We start from the raw sequence: 17,851 nt of genomic DNA, 5'->3' as shown, positions 1-17,851 counted from the left end.
GCCGACTAGACGATCGCGGCCATGGGCTTATTCGCGATGCGCGCGTTGAGCCTCGGCATGACCTCCTCCGCCAGCAGTCGCATGGACTCCTTCCACGGGCCGGGGTTCTCGCTGTAGTCGAATCCCAATACCAGCAGGTGGCCGAATCCGCCGACCTGGTCATAGGTGGCCTCCAGTTTGTCCACCACCGTTTCCACGGACCCGACCACGAAGGTGTTCTCGGCAAGATATTCGGGCGTGACGTCGTCGTCGGGGACGAGGGGATTGTGCTTGTAGAACTTCGTCATGCCGAACATCTTGAACGTGGGCAGCACGTACTCACGCATGTTTCGGCCCATCATGCCGTCAACGGCGTAACGGAATGCCTGCTCGTCGGTTTCGGCCACCATGACCTCACGCACCAGTCGCCAATCGCGCCTGTCGGGCGTGCGTCCGCTTCGCGCGGCGCCCTCTAGCACGGCATCCCAGTGGCTGGCGACGTACTCGGTGTTGAGATCGAGACTCATCGGCAGGTAGCCCCGCTCGCCTGCAAGCTTGAGTGTTTCGGAGCCCGCACTGAACCCGGTGACGCCGATTGGTGGGTGCGGCTTCTGGAAGGGCTTGATGTGCCGCCTCATCAATCCGTCGAACATCGGCGCAATACCGTTGGCGTTCCAGTACTTTCCGCGATGTTCCCACGGACCGTCTTCGGTCCAGACGCGAAGCATGACCTCGAGCGCTTCGCGGGTCATCTCGCGGTGCTCACCGTTTTGCCCGTCCACGTCGAACAGTGCCCAGTCGCCCGGGATACCACTGGCGCCGACCCCCAGCATGAATCGGCCCTGGGCGAGGTGGTCGAAATAGGCCACGCGATGGGCGAGTTCGACCGGGTGGTGGTACGGCAGGAGGTGTGCACCGGGGGCGAGCTTGATCGACTTCGTACGCAACAGCGCTTGGGCCAAGAGCAGGTCGGGCGCGCAGATCGGCTCCCACGGCACGGTGAAGTGCTCCCCTACCCAGGCCTCCACATACCCCAGCTGGTCGGCCAGCTCGATGATGTCGAGATCCCACTGCGTCGCGTCGAACAGACTCCGCTCCGGCGGATGCGCCGGCATCAGAAATATCCCGATCTCCATCGTCAACCCTCTCTGTAATGGCCGTACACGATCGCAACCGTGGGAACCAATCAGCGCGAGGCACTTCCTGATCGCTGACTGCGACGTACAACACAGTACTAGCAATATACATCAGCGGGCGCAAGTGCCAGTTTTCTTCGCTCTTTAGCGCTGGTTTCTTTTCAGGGAGCCGTATCGGCTATGGACATTTAGTCGCCGTGGCACGTAACCTCCTGAGGTCAGCGCGTCCGCGGCGCAGGAAGGAGCGGCCATGACCGGCGATTTGTGCGAGGACAACGCCACCCAACAGTCCGTGCGGCCTTCAGCACCCCTGACAGAGAGTCCTCATGTTCGGCGTTTCGAGTTCCTTGGGTACGACGTCATCGACGAGGGACGTATCGCCCTGATCACGCTCGACCGCCCGAAGCAGCGCAACGCTCAGAACCGCGGCATGCTTGTCGAGTTGGGCTCGGCTTTCGAGCTAGCCGAAGCAGACGACACGGTCCGGGTGGTCATACTCCGTGCCGAGGGCCCGTCGTTCTCCGCGGGACACGATCTCGGCTCAACCGATGACGTGCGCGAACGCACTCCGGGTCCGGATCAGCACGCCACCTATAAATGCAACGGCGGAACGTTGGGCGGAGTGGAGTCGCGCAACAGGCAGGAGTGGCACTACTTCTTCGAGAACACCCGGCGGTGGCGCAATCTGCGCAAGGTCACCGTCGCCGAAGTGCACGGGATGGTCCTATCGGCGGGGCTGATGCTCGCGTGGTGTTGCGACCTCATCGTTGCTGGCAAAGGCACGGTGTTCGCCGACGTCGTCGGCACCCGCCTCGGGATGTGTGGGGTCGAGTACTTCGGGCATCCATGGGAATTCGGGCCGCGAAAGGCGAAAGAGTTACTTTTCACCGGCGATTCCCTTGACGCCGACGAAGCCCACGCCCTAGGCATGGTGAGCAAGGTCTTTCCCGACGATGAACTGTTCGATCGCACCGTCGAGTTCGCGCGCCGAATTGCCAAGCTGCCGACGATCACCGCGCTGCTGATCAAGGAATCGGTGAACCAAACCGTCGACGCGATGGGTTTCTCCACGGCACTCGATGCGTGCTTCAAGATCCACCAACTCAACCACGCGCACTGGGCTGAGGTGACCGGGGGCGCGCTGTCGTACGGCACCGTCGAGAACGGCCTCGAAGACTGGCGGCTCTCCCCCGAGATCTTGCCCGCGTCCAGAGAACACCCCTGATCGGAAGGGCCGAAACTGCAGTGGATGTCGACTATCCGCCCGAAGCCGAGGCATTCCGCGACAGGATCCGCGCGTTTCTGGCCGAGCATCTACCGGAAGGCTGGTCCGGCGCCGGTGCACTCCCGGCCGACGAGCGAGTGGCGTTCACAACGCGGTGGCGGCGAACTCTCGCGGACTGCGGCCTGGTGGCCGTGTCCTGGCCAAAGCAATACGGAGGTGGGGGGCTGTCCGCGCTCGAGCAGGTGGTTCTGGCCGAGGAATTCGCTCGCGCGGGCGCGCCGCTGGGCGCAGAGAATGACCTGCTCGGAATAGAGCTGCTCGGCAACACCCTGATCGTGCTCGGTTCCGAAAAACAGAAGAGACACTTCCTTCCCCGCATCCTCAGCGGGGAGGACCGCTGGTGCCAAGGCTTTTCAGAGCCCGAAGCGGGTTCGGACCTGGCGAGCGTGCACACCAGGGCTCTACTCGATGGCGACGAATGGGTCATCAACGGCCAGAAGATCTGGACGTCGGCGGGGCCGACCGCGAATTGGATCTTCGTGTTGGCCCGCACGGACTCGTCCGCGCCCAAACACAAGGGTCTGTCGTTTCTGTTGGTTCCGATGAAGCAACCAGGCGTCGAGGTGCGGCCGATCGTCAATGCGGCCGGACACGCTTCGTTCAGCGAGGTCTTCTTCACCGATGCGCGCACGGCTGCGGTCAATATCGTCGGGCAGCCAGGCGACGGGTGGTCGACGGCGATGACCTTGCTGGCGTTCGAACGAGGTTCTCAAATCACCACTGCGGCCATCGACTTCGGCCGCGACCTGGCGCGGTTGTGCGCACTCGCGCGTGAGCGGGGTGCGCACACCGACCCGCGCATCCGCGATGCGCTGGCGTGGTGTCATTCGCGCGTTGCGATCATGCGCTTTCGCGGCTACCGCGCCTTGACATCAAAACTGAACGGGAGGCAGCCGGGCGCCGACGCCGCGATCGGCAAGGTCATCTGGAGTGAGTACTTCAGGCGCTACACCGAGCTCGCGGTCGAACTACTCGGGGTCGACGTGCTCGGCCCGCAAGGTCCGGGCAACGGTGAGGCACTGATGGTGCCCGAGGCAGGCACTCCGAACTCTGCCGCCTGTTGGGTCGACGAGCTGCTTTACGCGCGCGCGGCAACGATCTATGCGGGCAGTTCCCAAATTCAGCGCAATGTGATCGGCGAACGACTGCTCGGGCTTCCGAAGGAACCCCGCCCGGTCGACCGCACCGCCGCGTTCGCGCTACCTGGCGCGGACAGCTGACATGGACTTCCAGTACGGCACCGAGCACGACGCATTCCGAGAATCGTTGCGCCGCTTCCTCCTTGATCAATCCTCTGCTACCCGGGTACGCGAAGTCGCTGCCTGTGGCGGCAACGACTCACCGTTGTGGCAACGGCTGTGCCGCGACCTCGACGTGCCTGGCCTGCACGTCGCAACCCTCTATGGCGGGACAGGCGAATCCCTCGTCGTCGCTACGATCGCCTCGGAGGAGCTCGGCCGCGCGCTCAGCCCCGTTCCGCTGTTGGGCACGACAATGGCGGTCGAAGCGGTGCTGCGAATGGGAGACGAGGAACAAAGATCTCGTCTGCTGCCCGACCTGCTCTGCGGAAAACGGATCGGGTCGCTGGCGGCAGCCTGCCCTGAGGCCGCATCCGCACCGACCGTCCGGGTCGAAACCGTTGGCGGACAGAGCGTCCTGGCCGGGGAGTCCTCTCCTGTGCTGCACGGTTCCGTCGCGGACCTGGTCATCGTGCCGGCCCGAAGCGGCGCAGCTGTCATTCCGCACGTCGTGTCGACCGATGCTCCCGGCGTCACCGTGGTGAGTCTGCCGTCATTCGACAGCACTCGCCCCGTTGCCAAGCTGACGTTTGCACAGGCGCCCGCCGAGGCATTGACTGCAGGAACAGCGGATGACTTCGAGCGGGTGCTCGATGTATCCCGGATTCTGCTCGCCGCCGAGATGCTTGGCGGCGCCGAGGCGTGTCTCGCACTCGCGGTTGACTACGCCAAGAGCCGACATCAGTTCGATCGACCGATCGGCTCGTTCCAGGCGGTCAAGCACACCTGCGCCGACATGATGATCGAGATCGACGCCACCCGCGCGATGGTCATGTACGCGGCGATGCGTGCCGACAACGTGCCCGAGCTGAAGACCAACGGGCCGATGGCAAAGGCACAGGCCGCGGACACCTTCGTGCAGTGCGCGGGCTCGGCGATTCAGATCCACGGCGGGATCGCCTTCACCTGGGAGCACGATCTGCACCTCTACTTCCGCCGGGCCCACACGGCCGCGGCACTGTTCGGCGGCAGCGCACAAAACCGGGCGCTTGTCGCCGACCGGGCAGGCCTCTAGTCACAGGAGCGAACGATGTCCACGCCAGCCGCCCCCGTTGCTGCGACCGCGTCAGCTTCTACGGGCATCACCCTCAGCGACGTACTCACCCGGCACGCCCGGGTCCGGCCCGACACGGTGGCTTTCGTCGACCCGCGGAGGCGCTGCACATTTCGGCAGCTCGACGACCGCGCGACCCGCTTGGCGAATGCACTCGACGCGCGCGGGGTCCGCCGCGGCGATCGGGTGGCAGTGCTAGGGCTCAACAGCATCGAGCTCGTCGAGTCCTGGCTGGCGGTGCTGCGACTGGGCGCCATCGCGGTGCCAGTCAACTTCCGGCTCGTGGCCGACGAGATCGCGTATCTGCTGGCGGACAGTGGTTCGGCCGCGGTCATCGTCGACGCAACGCTGGCACCCGTTGTGACACAGGCCCTTACGGGCGCACCGGCAGTCCACACCGTCATTACCATCGACGGGGACCTGGACGAGATCATCAAAGACGCCGATGGCTCCCCTGTTGACATCGGGGTCGCCGACGACGCACCCGCGTTCATCATGTACACGTCGGGGACGACAGGTTTTCCCAAGGGCGCGGTGATCACGCACCGCAACCTCTATCTACATGCGTTCAGCTCGATCGGCACCCTCGGTCACCGCGCCGACGATGACTGCTGGATGGCGGTCGCGCCGCTGTTCCACACCGCGGGTGTGTCCGGGATGCTGCCGATGTTCCTCACCGGCGGCAAAGTCGTAATTCCACGATCGGGCGGTTTCGACCCGGCCGCCACCCTCACCACGATCGTCGACGAGGGGGTCACGTCGTGTTGGATGGTGCCGACGGGATGGCAGGCGATCTGCGCGATGCCGGATCTGGCCGCACACGACCTGACCCGGTTGCGCCGTGTCTGGTGGGGGGCCGCTCCAGCCTCGACAACGTTGTTACGCACCATGATCGATTCTTTTCCCGGCGCCGAGATCGTCGCCGCGTTCGGACAGACCGAGTGCAGTCCCATCACCTGCCTGCTACGCGGTGAGGACTCGATCGAAAAGATCGGCTCGGTGGGCACTCCGATGCTCAACGTCGACATCCGCGTCGTCGACGACGAGATGAACGACGTTCCGCGGGGTGAGGTCGGCGAGATCGTATACCTCGGTCCGTTGGTGATGAGGGAATACTGGAACAGGCCCGACGACACCGCTGAGGCCTTTCGTGGTGGCTGGTTCCATTCCGGCGACCTCGTCAGGCAGGACGCAGAGGGCTATATCTACGTGGTCGACCGGAAGAAGGACATGATCGTCTCCGGCGGCGAGAACATCTACTGCGCGGAGGTGGAGAACGTGCTCGCCGCACATCCCAAGGTCGCCGAGGTGGCGGTCATCGGCGTCCCCGATTCCCAGTGGGTCGAAACCCCGCTGGCGGTGGTGGTGCCATACGACCCCGCCGATCCACCGACGGAAACCGAGATCGAGTCACACAGTCGTGCACACCTCGCGCCCTACAAGCGTCCGCGCCGGCTCGCGCTTGTCGATGCCTTGCCTCGCAACGCCGGCGGAAAGGTGCTCAAGGCACGCCTTCGCGACGAACACGGCACTGCGCGGTCCTACGCGGCGGGTCCCGACGACACACCGCTGCTGGACGAGACCATCGGGGTCAACTTCGAGCGCACGGTGGCGGCTCACCCCGGCGCCATGGCGTTGGTCGATGTTCCTAGTGGGCGGCGCTGGACCTACACCGAGCTCAACGACGAAATCGATCTCATCGCAAGGGCTTTGATAGCCAGCGGTGTCAAGAAGTCCGATCGTGTCGGAATCTGGGCGCCGAACTGCCCGGAGTGGACGGTCTTGCAGTTCGCGACGGCGAAGGTCGGCGCGATCCTGGTGACGGTGAATCCGGCGTACCGGAGCCATGAGCTCGCCTACGTGCTGCGGCATTCCGGGGTCCGGATGTTGGTATCGGCGACGAGTATCAAGACATTCGATTACCGCAGGATCGTCGACGAGGTGCGCACCCAGGTGCCCGAGCTGACCGAGGTGGTCTTCCTGGACACAGACGACTGGGCACGGCTGCGTCAACGCTCCGAGCAGGTGTCAGACGACGAGTTGCGGTCCCGGATGACAGGACTCGAACCGTCGGATGCGATCAACATCCAGTACACCTCGGGCACAACGGGTTCGCCCAAGGGGGCCACGCTCTCGCACCGCAACATCTTGAACAACGGATTCTTCGTCACCGAGCTCATCAATCTCCGTCCCGGCGAGCGGCTGTGCATTCCGGTGCCGTTCTATCACTGCTTCGGCATGGTGATGGGCAACCTGGGCTGCACAACTCACGGCGCGACTATGGTTATTCCAGCTGCGGGTTTCGATCCGGCAGCGACCCTGCGCGCCATCGAAAAAGAGCGCTGCACAGCTGTTTACGGTGTCCCGACAATGTTCGTCGCGATGTTGGGCCGGCACGATCTCGCTGATCGCGATCTGTCGTCGTTACGCACAGGGATCATGGCAGGCGCGACCTGCCCGATGGAGGTCATGAAGCGCTGTATAGACGAGCTCAACATGACCGAGGTCGCGATCGCCTACGGCATGACCGAGACCTCACCGGTGTCTTGCCAGACGCTCATCGACGACGACCTGCAGCGGCGGACCGCGACGGTCGGACGGGCTCACCCACATGTCGAGATCAAGATCGTCGATCCCGGCACCGGTAGGACGGTCGAACGCGGTGAGCCCGGCGAGTTCTGCACCAGGGGTTACTCCGTGATGCTGGGCTACTGGTGTGACGACGACCGGACGCGTGAGGCAATCGACGACGACGGTTGGATGCACACTGGCGACCTGGCTGTCATGCGCGACGACGGATATTGCGTGATTGTCGGGCGCATCAAGGACATGGTCATCCGCGGCGGCGAGAACGTGTACCCACGTGAGATCGAGGATTTTCTGCACACTCATCCCGATATAGATGATGTGCAGGTGATCGGCGTGCCCGACGACAAGTACGGCGAGGAAATCTGTGCATGGATCAAGATGCGGTCGGGCAGGCCGCCGCTGGACGCCGATGCTGTGCGCGCGTTCTCGTTCGGCAAGCTCGCCCACTTCAAGATCCCGCGCTACGTCCGAATCGTCGATGAGTTCCCGATGACGGTGACGGGAAAGGTTCGCAAGGTCGACATGCGGGCCGAAACGGTCCGGATACTCGCACTCTGAACATCTGATGTCGGCTCGAGTGCCAACGGCGATGGGTTGTCGAGGCAGCCGTATGTCAGTCCTCAGTTCCGGCGTCCGGCTTGGCGTGCCGGGGCTTCGACTGCGTTACGTTCGACACTGCGGTCTTCACTGCGGTCCTTACGCCCGCGACAGTCGAGTTCACCACATCACGGGCGGCATGCCGACCCGTGGAAGAGGTACCGTTGTCGGAGCCGGTCTTTCCTGGGACGGCCACGAACGAATTCCGCACATTCTGCTGCTGACTGCTGCTGGTCGAGGACATCAGCGAAGATGCACGCGGAATCTGGAAATCGATGTCGATCGGTCGTCCGAACTCGAGGCCGCCGACCGAAACGGTGCCGCCGAGTTGGCCCTCCACGGAGAAGCTACCGCTACCAAGGGCGACCGCCAGGTTGTTCTCGGGAAAATTGACACTGAAGAGATTCGTCGATGAACCGCCCGTGCCCAGTCCCAAGTTGATTGGCGCGTTGAGACCCGCGAAAGCTGTGTCAGTCCCACAGCCGTTAGTCCCCTTCGCTGAGCCCAGGCAGAGGCCGGCGTTGCCGCCTAGAGCCCCGCTGCTGCCGGCGCCGAACTGAAGCGATCCCAGGTTGGCCGTCGTCGTGTTGTCGCCTTCGACCAAGGTTCCGTCGCCGACGGCCTTGAATCCGTTGAACGGTATGACGGAGAGCGCACCGTCGAACACACCGGTTCGTCTGTTGGACTCGGTTTCGAAGCCGCTGCCCAGCACCGACAAAGAACGAGTGATCGGTTCGCCGGTGGCAGTTTCATCGAGAGTGCCGTACAGGCGGGCACCGATGCCTTCTGCGCCACCGAGCAGCGGCCTGAAGTGGACGTTTCTGGAGCCGTTGACCTCGGCCTCGCTTGTTACGACGTCACCGAGGAGACTCCACCCGGCGGATTCTGTCCGGTCGGAGAGGAACGCGAAGTCGAGGTAGTCGGGTCCCTGCTCTGCCTGCACGCGGGGATGCGACGTCGAGTTCACCAGCGTGTTCAGCCCGGGCAGGTTGTAGGAGTTGCCGCCCTGCTGAATGATGCCGAGCAGTAGCGGGTTGGTACCTGCCTCGATAGCGATTTCCCGGACTAGTCTCAGCGGGCCGACCGTCTCATCGAAATCGATGATCGGGATGAGGAAGTAAGCAGACAGGTCGACGTCTCTCGCCGTCGACTGCGCCGGTTCGGCCACATCGGGCGGTACCGCCAAGACATTCGCCGCCCCGATTCCGGCCGTCATGGCACCTGCGACGACGGCGGTCAAATACGCACTGGTAACGCCCATAGCCGCCACCGTACGGAACAGACATTCATATTGATAACTGAACCGTCGTTTGACCCTGATTGCGTCAGAAGTTAATTGTCGAGGCCGTCAGTCAGCGGCAGTATTGGGTTGGGTGGTCCGGCGCCGCTGAAGCGTCATCAGGCGTCTTGCCAGCGCCGCCGGACCATTACTAGGATGTCCAAGTATCTTCCAGCAAGGGGCATGGTCATGACCACACAGATTCCACATTTCATCGACGGACAGCGCAGCAACCTGTCGTCGACCCGAACCGCCGACGTGATGAACCCGAGCACCGGCGAAGTGCAGGCCGAGGTCATGATGGCCTCCGCCGCCGACGTCGACGCTGCAGTGGCCAAGGCCGTCGAAGCCCAGAGGGAATGGGCCGCGTGGAACCCGCAGCGCCGGGCCCGCGTGATGATGAAGTTCATCGATCTGGTCAACGCCAACGTCGAGGAACTGGCCGAACTGCTCTCGCTCGAGCACGGCAAGACGGTCGCCGACTCCAAGGGCGACATCCAGCGAGGCATCGAGGTCATCGAGTTCGCGATCGGCATCCCACATCTGTTGAAGGGTGAGTTCACCGAGGGCGCCGGCTCCGGCATCGACGTCTATTCGATCCGGCAACCGCTCGGGGTCGTCGCGGGCATCACCCCCTTCAACTTCCCCGCGATGATCCCGCTGTGGAAGGCAGGCCCGGCGCTGGCGTGCGGCAACGCCTTCATCCTCAAGCCGTCGGAGCGCGACCCGTCCGTGCCGGTGCGGCTGGCCGAACTGTTCCTCGAAGCCGGCCTGCCTCCGGGAGTGTTCCAGGTCGTGCACGGCGACAAGGAAGCCGTCGACGCCATCCTCAACCACCCCGATATCCAGGCCGTCGGCTTCGTCGGGAGCTCCGATATCGCGCATTACATCTACTCGACCGCGGCGGCCAACGGCAAGCGCTCACAGTGCTTCGGTGGCGCCAAGAACCACATGATCGTGATGCCCGACGCCGATCTGGACCAGGCCGTCGACGCCCTCATCGGCGCCGGCTACGGCAGCGCCGGTGAGCGCTGCATGGCGATCAGCGTCGCGGTACCGGTCGGCGAGGAAACCGCAAATCGGTTGCGCGCCAGGCTCGTCGAACGCGTCAATCAGCTGCGCGTCGGCCACAGCCTCGACCCCAAGGCCGATTACGGCCCGCTGGTCACCGAAGCCGCGCTCAAGCGAGTGAAGGACTACATCGCCCAAGGCATCGAGGCCGGTGCCGAAGCGGTCGTCGACGGGCGCGAACGCGCCAGCGACGAGCTGACTTTCGACGAGGCCGACCTGTCGAAGGGTTACTTCATCGGACCCACGCTGTTCGACCACGTCACCACCGACATGTCGATCTACACCGATGAGATCTTCGGGCCTGTGCTGTGCATCGTGCGCGCCCACGACTACGAAGAGGCTCTCCGACTGCCCACCGAGCATGAATACGGCAACGGCGTCGCGATCTTCACCCGCGACGGCGATGCCGCGCGTGACTTCGTGTCCCGGGTGCAGGTCGGCATGGTCGGCGTCAACGTGCCGATCCCGGTGCCGGTCGCCTACCACACGTTCGGCGGCTGGAAGCGGTCCGGCTTCGGCGACCTCAACCAGCACGGGCCCGCGTCGGTCATCTTCTACACCAAGGTCAAGACGATCACCGAGCGGTGGCCGTCGGGCATCAAGGATGGTGCCGAGTTCGTCATCCCCACGATGAAGTAGAGAGCTACATGCAGTTCTTCGGCCTGGACGACGACGAACGCGTCATCGCCGAGACGGCGGCGGCGTTCGCCGAAAAGCGTCTTGCCCCAAATGCGCTGGAGTGGGACAAGACACACCACTTTCCAGTCGACGAACTGCGTGAGGCTGCCGAGCTGGGGATGGCGGCGATCTACTGCGGGGAAGACGCCGGCGGCAGCGGCCTGCGCCGCATCGATGCCGTGCGCATCTTCGAGCAGTTGGCCGCCGCCGATCCCACGGTCGCCGCGTTCCTGTCCATCCACAACATGTGCGCGTGGATGGTCGACACGTACGGCACGCACGAACAACGCAAGTCCTGGGTGCCCAAACTCGCGTCGATGGAGGCCATCGCGAGTTACTGCCTCACCGAACCCGGTGCGGGATCCGACGCCAGTGCGCTACGCACGAAGGCCGTTCGAGACGGCGATTTCTACGTACTCGACGGTGTGAAGCAGTTCATCTCGGGAGCGGGCACTTCCGACGTCTACATCGTCATGGCCCGCACCGGAGGTGAAGGCCCTCGCGGCATCTCGGCTTTCATCGTCGAAAAAGGCACTCCCGGCCTCAGCTTCGGTGCCGACGAGGAGAAGATGGGTTGGAACGCTCAGCCCACCGCACAGGTCATCTTCGAAGGCGCGCGCGTACCCGCCGAATCGATGCTCGGCGGTGCCGACGGTGAGGGCACCGGCTTCTCCATCGCGATGAACGGGCTCAACGGCGGCCGGATCAACATCGCGGCGTGTTCACTCGGCGGGGCCCAGGCCGCGTTCGACAAGGCGGTCGGCTACCTGGCCGACCGGCAGGCGTTCGGCGGAGCGCTGCTCGACGAGCCGACCATCCGGTTCAAGCTCGCCGACATGGCCACCGCCCTGGAGACGTCGCGAACGCTCCTGTGGCGGGCCGCAACCGCGCTCGACGCCGACCATCCCGACAAGGTCGAGTTGTGCGCGATGGCGAAGCGGTACGTCACCGACACCTGCTTCGACGTCGCCGATCAGGCACTGCAATTGCACGGCGGTTACGGGTATCTGAATGAGTACGGTCTCGAGAAGATCGTCCGCGACCTGCGGGTACATCGAATCCTCGAGGGAACCAACGAAATCATGCGTGTGGTCATCGGTCGGGCCGAAGCCGCCCGTGTCCGCGCGTCTTAGAAAGGTCGAGGCAGAGGCATGAACATTGCGTTCCTTGGACTGGGCAACATGGGCGGGCCGATGGCCGCAAACCTCGTCGCGGCCGGCCAGACCGTCAACGCATTCGACCCGGTTCCCGCGTTGAAGGCGGCAACAGAAGACAAGGGCGCCAAGGTCTTCGACACTGGAGCGGCGGCGGTGGCCGACGCCGACGTCGTCATCACCTCGCTGCCCAGCGGCGCGATCGTCAAGTCCTGCTACAACGAGGTGTTGCCCGCCGCCAAGGCAGGCGCGCTGTTCATCGACACCTCGACCATCTCGGTCGACGATGCGCGCGAGATCCACAAGCAGGCCACCGACCGCGGCTTCGCGCAACTCGACGCCCCCGTTTCAGGCGGGGTGAAAGGCGCGACGGCAGGAACGCTGGCGTTCATGGTCGGTGGCGAGGACGAGGCCGTCGAGCGGGCCCGACCGGTCTTGGAGCCGTTGGCCGGCAAGATCATTCACTGCGGCGGCTCGGGTAACGGCCAGAGCGCCAAGCTGTGCAACAACATGGTGCTCGCGGTGCAGCAGATCGCCATCGGCGAAGCCTTCGTGCTGGCCGAGAAGCTCGGACTGTCGGCGCAGTCGCTGTTCGACGTGATCACCGGCGCGACCAGCAACTGCTGGGCGGTGCACACGAACTGCCCTGTGCCTGGACCGGTTCCGACGTCGCCTGCCAACAACGACTTCAAGCCGGGTTTTGCGACCGCACTGATGAACAAGGACCTCGGCCTGGCGATGGACGCGGTGAACTCGACCGGCTCGTCGGCGCCGCTGGGAACCCACGCCGCCGAGATCTACGCCAAGTACAACGCCGATCACGCCGACAAGGACTTCAGCGCGGTGATCGAACTGCTGCGCGGCACCTGAGTTTTCACTCACTCATAACGAAGCCACGGTCCGAGCAAGCCGGACCGTGGCGTTCGTTTCGTCGAATCAGTCGATCAGGGCACCGTCTGCGCGTCGCGCCCGAACTCGACCTGGGCACCGTCATAGGTCCCCGTGCACTTGGTCAGGACGTCATACTTGCCAACCGGAGCCAGCACCGAGAAGGACTCCGTCCCGTTGGGCGCGATGTCGAAGGCCCTGTCAACCCCCGGCAGGCCGTTTTGGCTGGTCGCCGTATAGGTGCAGCTACCGCCAATGCCCGCGTTGTTCTTCACGTTTCGGTCCACGATCCGAAGCCGCGATCGAAGGACACCCTGACGGCGTTCGTAGGCGGCGGGCACTTCTGACCGGCCGGAACAGACTGCTGCGGTCCGCCGGGCGGGCATGCACTGCAGCCTTCGGCGTGCACTGCTGGCCGGCTGGAACCTCGGCTTGCTCGTCGTTCGGCCCGCATTTCACCGGCGGCGCCGTCTTCTGCTCGCCTTGCCCGCCCGGCGCACCGGGTCCTGATGGCGGCGTCGTCACGGCTTTCCTGCCGAACACCAGGCCGACGAAGTCGGGCCCGTAGTCGTCGACGTCGTAAGCCTCATCGCGAATGAAGGCCGCACCGAAGTCGGTGAAGCTGCAATCGCCGATCGCACCTCCGCCGCCGTTCGCATACGCCTTGGTCAGCGTTGCCGCACTGATCGGCAAAGTGAGACCTAGGCGGCGTCAGCCTGCTTATGGTCAACGAACCAGCGACGATGCAGCCGCTGGCAATCCGCGATCCGAACCGGCTCGCTACCGGCGTAGTCAGGCCGCACCGCCAACGCGGCGGGGATCTCCGGTGCGCCGTCACCGGTGATGACCACCGACGCCAGACCGGACGCGGTCGCGGCCCGCAGCCCGGCAGCCGAACCCGTGATCGCCAGCGCGTTCTCCGCGGGAACTCCGAGTTCCCACAGCGCGGTTCGGAACGCCTCGCAATCGGGCATCTGCTTCTTGACGTCGTCGGCGGTCACGACGGTCTCGACGACACCGTCGCCGACCAGCTGCCGCACCAGCGGCTCCACCCAGCTGCGCTGGCCACCAGCGACGACAGCCACAACCACTCCGGCGGTGAACGCCTCCACAACGAGGTCGACAAGTCCAGGCCGCGGAGTCAGATCCGCGTCGAGAATCATCTCGTCGAGCATCATCGACTTGGTCGTGTAGATGTCGTCGGCAAGCAGCTTTGTCAGCACATCGGACTCGGTGGAGACGCTGCGCTTGCGCAGCTCGGCCGAGATTCGCTGCCGCTCGTCGGTCAGCGCCAACAGCTGCCGATACCTCGCAACGGACCATTGGAAGTTCAGCCCGTGCTCGGCGAAGGCGGCGTTATAGGCCAGCCGGTGGCCGTCGCATTCGACGTCGGCAAGCGCGTCGAGGTCGAAGACCAATGCGCGGAGCTGGGTTACCTCGGTGCCAACCGGTGAATTGCAGTCCCACCAGAACCGACCGGCACGCCACGTCTTCTCCTGTGTCATAGGCACGTCGACAAGAGTGGCCCAGAGCACATGTTTCCGGCCTCCCCCATTCGGGGGATTGGGCAGGCCAAGTTGCGGGACCGCAGCCGAAGCCACACCTAAGGTGTTGCCATGGCGTCCGACAGCCCGCTCGCCTCCGGACCAGTGCGAATCGTCCTCGTGGACGACCACGAGATGGTCATCGAGGGTCTCAAGGCGATGCTCGCTGCCTTCACCGACCGGGTGGCGGTGGTGGGGCAGGCCATCGGTGCCGAGCGGGCGCTGAGCGTGGTCGACGACCTCGACCCCGACATCGTGCTCTCCGATGTCCGCATGCAGGGGTCCAGTGGCCTCGACCTGTGCCAAACGCTTCGCGCGCGCCGGTCGGATCGCAAAGTCGTCATGCTGTCGGTCTACGACGACGAGCAATACCTCTTCCAGGCGCTGCGCGTCGGCGCGTCGGGCTACCTGCTGAAAAGCATCAGCAGCGACGAACTCGTTCGTCAGCTCGAGTTCGTCCACGGCGGCGCGACCGCCATCGATCCGGGTATGGCGGCTAGGGCCGCCGACACCGCGGCCAGAATGCAGCGCGACGAGTTCTGGCCGGGGGCACGCCAGGGCCTCACCCAGCGGGAAAGCGAAATCCTCTCCTGCGTCGTCAACGGCCTGTCCAACCGCGGCATCGCCGGCAAGCTGGTGATCGGCGACGAGACGGTGAAAACGCATCTGCGATCGATCTACCGCAAGCTGGGTGTCAGCGATCGCACCGGTGCCGTCGCGACCGCGCTACGCGAAGGGATCTTCCAATGAGCCCCGTCGGTGGAGGTCCGCTGCGCCCCCACGCCGTACGCGATCTCGTCGACGCCGATCGTGAGCTCGCGCTGCTGCGCGAGCTGATCCAGGCTGCGTCGAGCGGCCCCGGCGTCGAGCCCCTCGCCGCCGCGGCAGCCAGGATGATCACCGCGGCCACCGCGACCGACGTCTGCTTCGTCCATGTGCTCGACGACAGTGACCGCTCGTTGACACTGGCGGGCGCGACACCGCCGTTCGACCAGGAGATCGGAAAGATCCGCCTCCCGTTGGGATCCGGCGTATCGGGTTGGGTGGCCAGTAACCGCGAGCCCGTCGTCATCACCCACGACAAGGAGTCCGATCCGCGATATCTGCCGTTTCAGTCGCTACGCGGATCCGACTTCACGTCGATGGTGTCGGTGCCGATGGAGACCGATCCCGGCGGTTTGGTCGGAGTGCTCAACGTGCACACCGTCGACCGCAGAGAATTCACGCCGCGCGACGTTGAATTGCTGTTGGTGATCGGACAGCTGATCGCAGGCGCCATGCATCAGGCGCGGCTGCACCGCCAGCTCGTGGTTCGCGAACGCGCACACGAGAACTTCGTCGAGCAGGTCATCGAAGCCCAAGAGCTCGAACGGCGGCGGCTGGCAGGCGACATCCACGATGGCATATCGCAGCGGTTGATCACGTTGTCGTACCGCCTCGACGCGGCGACACGCGCAGCGGAAACCGATCACGCGGCGATGGCCGAACAGCTGGGCATGGCACGGGAACTGGTCGACCTGACACTGCAGGAGGCGCGCGCAGCCATCAGCGGCCTGCGGCCGCCGGTGCTCGATGATCTGGGTCTGGCGGGCGGGCTGGCCAGCCTGGCCCGCTCCATCGGGCAGATCGACGTCAAGGTCGAGCTCACCGAGACGCGGCTGCCCGATCACATCGAGCTCGCGCTCTACCGCATCGCGCAGGAGTGCCTGCAGAACGTCGTCAAACATGCGGGCGCTTCGACGGCCAGGTTGACGTTCGCCGTCGACGACGGAGACACCGCGCGGCTCGAAATCGTGGATGACGGCGTCGGTTTCGACACGTTCGAGCATCCGCTCGGCGGCGACGAGATGGGCGGCTACGGCCTGCTGTCGATGGCCGAACGCGCCGAGATCGTCGGCGGACGGCTGAACATCCGCTCGCGTCCCGGCGTGGGCACCGCGGTGACCGCGACGATCCCGCTGCCCGGCGTGCCCGATTAAATGAACCGGCGGAGTTTAACACGGCACACCGTGGGCATTGCATGGCGCAGGAGGGAACACCATGCCATCACTTGCCAAGCAGGACGTCGGACAGCTCGGGGGCCCGAACAGCGTTCTGACGCGCCAGAAACGCGACCACATCCAGTTGAACCAGCTGATCGAGATTGTCGACTCGTCCCGTGGGTCGGCTCGCCGAGAGAACCTCACGCAGTTGTGCAGGCTGGTTTTCCCGCACGCATTCGCCGAGGAATCGGTGCTGTGGCCGGCGATCCGGCGCTGGGTTCCCGAAGGCGCGGAGTTGACGCTGACCATCGAGCGCGAACACCAGGAGATCAACGAACTGTTCACCGAGTTGGAGGAAGCCGATACCGACAGCACCCGCGGCGACGAGCTGTGGCACCGGATCGTGACGTTGATGCGCGAGGACGTGCGCGACGAGGAGGACCGGCTGCTGCCGATGCTTCAGGATGCGGTGTCGCAGCGCACGTTGGTGATGCTGGGTTGGGCTTGGGAGGCCGTCCGGCGGACTGCTCCCACGCGACCTCACCCTGTCGTTGCCCGTCGGCCCCCGGGAAATGTTGCCGCTGCGGCGCCGCTGACTCTTCTTGACCGCAGCCGTGATTTCCTCGACCGTAGGCAACGCGGGATGACGGGTATGCCTCAACGCGCAAGCCGAACGGTGAGCGCCGGCCTCGCGCGTGTCGCCGGTGCGATCGAGCATGTCCCTCCACTCACACGTGGCGAGAATCCGAGCACACACTCGCCACGCACGACACGAACAGTCTGATCGCTTCAGAAGTCGCCCGCATTGCGGCGCAATGTCTCGATCGATGCCGCCAGCGCCCGCGACTCGTCATCGGTGATGCCGATGTCGGCGAAGACATCCTTGTTGAGCGTGACGGTCGCGTCCTCGACGGTCGAGCGCCCGAGGTCGGTGATCTGCACCAGCGTGGTGCGGCCGTCGGTGGGGTGCGGTAGCCGCTTCACCAACCCGTTGGCCTCCAGCCGACGGATCGCGTGGGTGACGCTGGTGACGTGGACCTGCAGTCGGTCGGACGCCTTGGTGATCGGCAGCGCGCCGTTGCGGCTGAACGCCAGCAGTCGGAGCAACTCGTAGCGCGCGAAGCTCAGGTCATACGGACGCAACGCGTTCTCCACGCGGGCCAGCAGAATCTGGTGGGCCCGCATCACCGACGTGACCGCGACCATCCCGTTCGCGACGCCGCCCCACCCCGCACGCTCCCAGTTGTCGCGCGCCAGTTCGATGGGGTCACGCCTCTGCGGGTCCGCAGACGCTTCTGAGGCCACACCTCTTCATAC

At 64.8% G+C, this 17,851-nt stretch carries 16 protein-coding genes and 1 pseudogene; 11 read left to right on the top strand and 6 right to left on the bottom strand.

What is annotated here, in order from left to right; translation table 11 throughout:
• Window positions 1-5: 5 nt before the first annotated feature.
• Window positions 6-1,115 (bottom strand): LLM class flavin-dependent oxidoreductase, encoded by a 1,110-nt coding sequence (locus tag C6A82_RS05525; RefSeq protein WP_105348485.1) that lies wholly within the window; start codon window positions 1,113-1,115, stop codon window positions 6-8.
• 250 nt (window positions 1,116-1,365) lie between these two features.
• Here C6A82_RS05525 and C6A82_RS05520 point away from each other — a divergent pair, with 250 nt between their 5' ends.
• From C6A82_RS05520 to C6A82_RS26920, 5 genes and pseudogenes are all read left to right on the top strand, one after another.
• The gene (locus C6A82_RS05520; RefSeq protein ID WP_105348487.1) at window positions 1,366-2,340 is read left to right on the top strand and encodes an enoyl-CoA hydratase; all 975 of its coding nucleotides are present in this window, start codon (window positions 1,366-1,368) and stop codon (window positions 2,338-2,340) included.
• Window positions 2,341-2,360: 20 nt separating this feature from the next.
• Window positions 2,361-3,620: an acyl-CoA dehydrogenase gene (locus tag C6A82_RS05515; protein WP_105348488.1), complete on the top strand. Its 1,260-nt coding sequence runs from the start codon at window positions 2,361-2,363 to the stop codon at window positions 3,618-3,620.
• Between the two features lies 1 nt (window position 3,621).
• The gene (locus C6A82_RS05510; RefSeq protein ID WP_105348490.1) at window positions 3,622-4,713 is read left to right on the top strand and encodes an acyl-CoA dehydrogenase family protein; all 1,092 of its coding nucleotides are present in this window, start codon (window positions 3,622-3,624) and stop codon (window positions 4,711-4,713) included.
• Window positions 4,714-4,728: 15 nt separating this feature from the next.
• Window positions 4,729-6,270 (top strand): annotated as a pseudogene (locus C6A82_RS26925) (long-chain-fatty-acid--CoA ligase); the annotation flags it as partial.
• A complete protein-coding gene (locus C6A82_RS26920; protein WP_233217139.1) occupies window positions 6,250-7,899 on the top strand; it encodes an AMP-binding protein in 1,650 nt (549 codons plus the stop codon). The pseudogene C6A82_RS26925 and the gene C6A82_RS26920, both read left to right, overlap by 21 nt.
• Before the next feature lie 55 nt (window positions 7,900-7,954).
• Here the strand turns inward: C6A82_RS26920 and C6A82_RS05500 are convergent, their stop codons facing one another.
• Window positions 7,955-9,199 (bottom strand): hypothetical protein, encoded by a 1,245-nt coding sequence (locus C6A82_RS05500; protein ID WP_105348493.1) that lies wholly within the window; start codon window positions 9,197-9,199, stop codon window positions 7,955-7,957.
• 207 nt (window positions 9,200-9,406) lie between these two features.
• Here C6A82_RS05500 and C6A82_RS05495 point away from each other — a divergent pair, with 207 nt between their 5' ends.
• The 3 genes from C6A82_RS05495 to mmsB are packed head-to-tail and all read left to right on the top strand — an operon-like array spanning window position 9,407 to window position 12,990.
• A complete protein-coding gene (locus C6A82_RS05495) occupies window positions 9,407-10,927 on the top strand; it encodes a CoA-acylating methylmalonate-semialdehyde dehydrogenase (RefSeq protein WP_105348513.1) in 1,521 nt (506 codons plus the stop codon).
• A gap of 8 nt (window positions 10,928-10,935) precedes the next feature.
• Window positions 10,936-12,099 (top strand): acyl-CoA dehydrogenase family protein, encoded by a 1,164-nt coding sequence (locus C6A82_RS05490; protein ID WP_105348495.1) that lies wholly within the window; start codon window positions 10,936-10,938, stop codon window positions 12,097-12,099.
• Between the two features lie 18 nt (window positions 12,100-12,117).
• Window positions 12,118-12,990 carry a 3-hydroxyisobutyrate dehydrogenase gene (mmsB, locus tag C6A82_RS05485; RefSeq protein WP_105348496.1) on the top strand — a complete coding sequence of 291 codons (873 nt, stop codon included), beginning with the start codon at window positions 12,118-12,120 and terminating at the stop codon, window positions 12,988-12,990.
• Between the two features lie 74 nt (window positions 12,991-13,064).
• Here mmsB and C6A82_RS05480 read toward each other — a convergent pair whose 3' ends face one another.
• From C6A82_RS05480 to C6A82_RS05470, 3 genes are read right to left on the bottom strand one after another with little or no spacing between them, the layout of a single operon-like run.
• On the bottom strand, window positions 13,065-13,295 hold the full coding sequence (locus tag C6A82_RS05480; RefSeq protein ID WP_142406044.1) for a hypothetical protein: 231 nt from the start codon (window positions 13,293-13,295) through the stop codon (window positions 13,065-13,067).
• On the bottom strand, window positions 13,255-13,701 hold the full coding sequence (locus tag C6A82_RS05475) for a hypothetical protein (RefSeq protein ID WP_105348500.1): 447 nt from the start codon (window positions 13,699-13,701) through the stop codon (window positions 13,255-13,257). The genes C6A82_RS05480 and C6A82_RS05475 overlap by 41 nt, the downstream gene beginning before the upstream one ends.
• Window positions 13,702-13,709: 8 nt before the next feature.
• Window positions 13,710-14,519, bottom strand: coding sequence for an HAD family hydrolase (locus C6A82_RS05470; protein WP_105348502.1), 810 nt, complete (start codon window positions 14,517-14,519; stop codon window positions 13,710-13,712).
• A gap of 105 nt (window positions 14,520-14,624) precedes the next feature.
• Here C6A82_RS05470 and C6A82_RS05465 point away from each other — a divergent pair, with 105 nt between their 5' ends.
• From C6A82_RS05465 to C6A82_RS05455, 3 genes are all read left to right on the top strand, one after another.
• Window positions 14,625-15,302 (top strand): response regulator transcription factor, encoded by a 678-nt coding sequence (locus C6A82_RS05465; RefSeq protein WP_105348503.1) that lies wholly within the window; start codon window positions 14,625-14,627, stop codon window positions 15,300-15,302.
• Window positions 15,299-16,531: a GAF domain-containing sensor histidine kinase gene (locus C6A82_RS05460; RefSeq protein WP_105348505.1), complete on the top strand. Its 1,233-nt coding sequence runs from the start codon at window positions 15,299-15,301 to the stop codon at window positions 16,529-16,531. The genes C6A82_RS05465 and C6A82_RS05460 overlap by 4 nt, the downstream gene beginning before the upstream one ends.
• 61 nt (window positions 16,532-16,592) lie before the next feature.
• Window positions 16,593-17,318, top strand: coding sequence for a hemerythrin domain-containing protein (locus C6A82_RS05455; RefSeq protein WP_311101699.1), 726 nt, complete (start codon window positions 16,593-16,595; stop codon window positions 17,316-17,318).
• Between the two features lie 5 nt (window positions 17,319-17,323).
• On the opposite strand, the gene C6A82_RS05450 is transcribed toward C6A82_RS05455, so the two are convergent.
• Window positions 17,324-17,839, bottom strand: a complete 516-nt coding sequence (locus C6A82_RS05450) for a MarR family transcriptional regulator (RefSeq protein WP_105343564.1) — start codon at window positions 17,837-17,839, stop codon at window positions 17,324-17,326.
• Window positions 17,840-17,851 lie beyond the last annotated feature (12 nt).

It is taken from the genome of Mycobacterium sp. ITM-2016-00318, from assembly GCF_002968285.2.
Taxonomy (GTDB): Bacteria; Actinomycetota; Actinomycetes; order Mycobacteriales; family Mycobacteriaceae; genus Mycobacterium.
This window is presented reverse-complemented; position numbering and strand designations above follow the sequence as displayed.

Excerpts from the sequence above, each read along its gene's own strand:
- C6A82_RS05525 (WP_105348485.1), bottom strand. The coding sequence starts at position 1,115 with ATGGAGATCGGGATATTTCTGATGCCGGCGCATCCGCCGGAGCGGAGT.
- C6A82_RS05520 (WP_105348487.1), top strand. The coding sequence starts at position 1,366 with ATGACCGGCGATTTGTGCGAGGACAACGCCACCCAACAGTCCGTGCGG.
- C6A82_RS05510 (WP_105348490.1), top strand. The coding sequence starts at position 3,622 with ATGGACTTCCAGTACGGCACCGAGCACGACGCATTCCGAGAATCGTTG.
- C6A82_RS05500 (WP_105348493.1), bottom strand. The coding sequence starts at position 9,199 with ATGGGCGTTACCAGTGCGTATTTGACCGCCGTCGTCGCAGGTGCCATG.
- C6A82_RS05495 (WP_105348513.1), top strand. The coding sequence starts at position 9,407 with ATGACCACACAGATTCCACATTTCATCGACGGACAGCGCAGCAACCTG.
- C6A82_RS05490 (WP_105348495.1), top strand. The coding sequence starts at position 10,936 with ATGCAGTTCTTCGGCCTGGACGACGACGAACGCGTCATCGCCGAGACG.
- mmsB (WP_105348496.1), top strand. The coding sequence starts at position 12,118 with ATGAACATTGCGTTCCTTGGACTGGGCAACATGGGCGGGCCGATGGCC.
- C6A82_RS05465 (WP_105348503.1), top strand. The coding sequence starts at position 14,625 with ATGGCGTCCGACAGCCCGCTCGCCTCCGGACCAGTGCGAATCGTCCTC.
- C6A82_RS05460 (WP_105348505.1), top strand. The coding sequence starts at position 15,299 with ATGAGCCCCGTCGGTGGAGGTCCGCTGCGCCCCCACGCCGTACGCGAT.
- C6A82_RS05455 (WP_311101699.1), top strand. The coding sequence starts at position 16,593 with ATGCCATCACTTGCCAAGCAGGACGTCGGACAGCTCGGGGGCCCGAAC.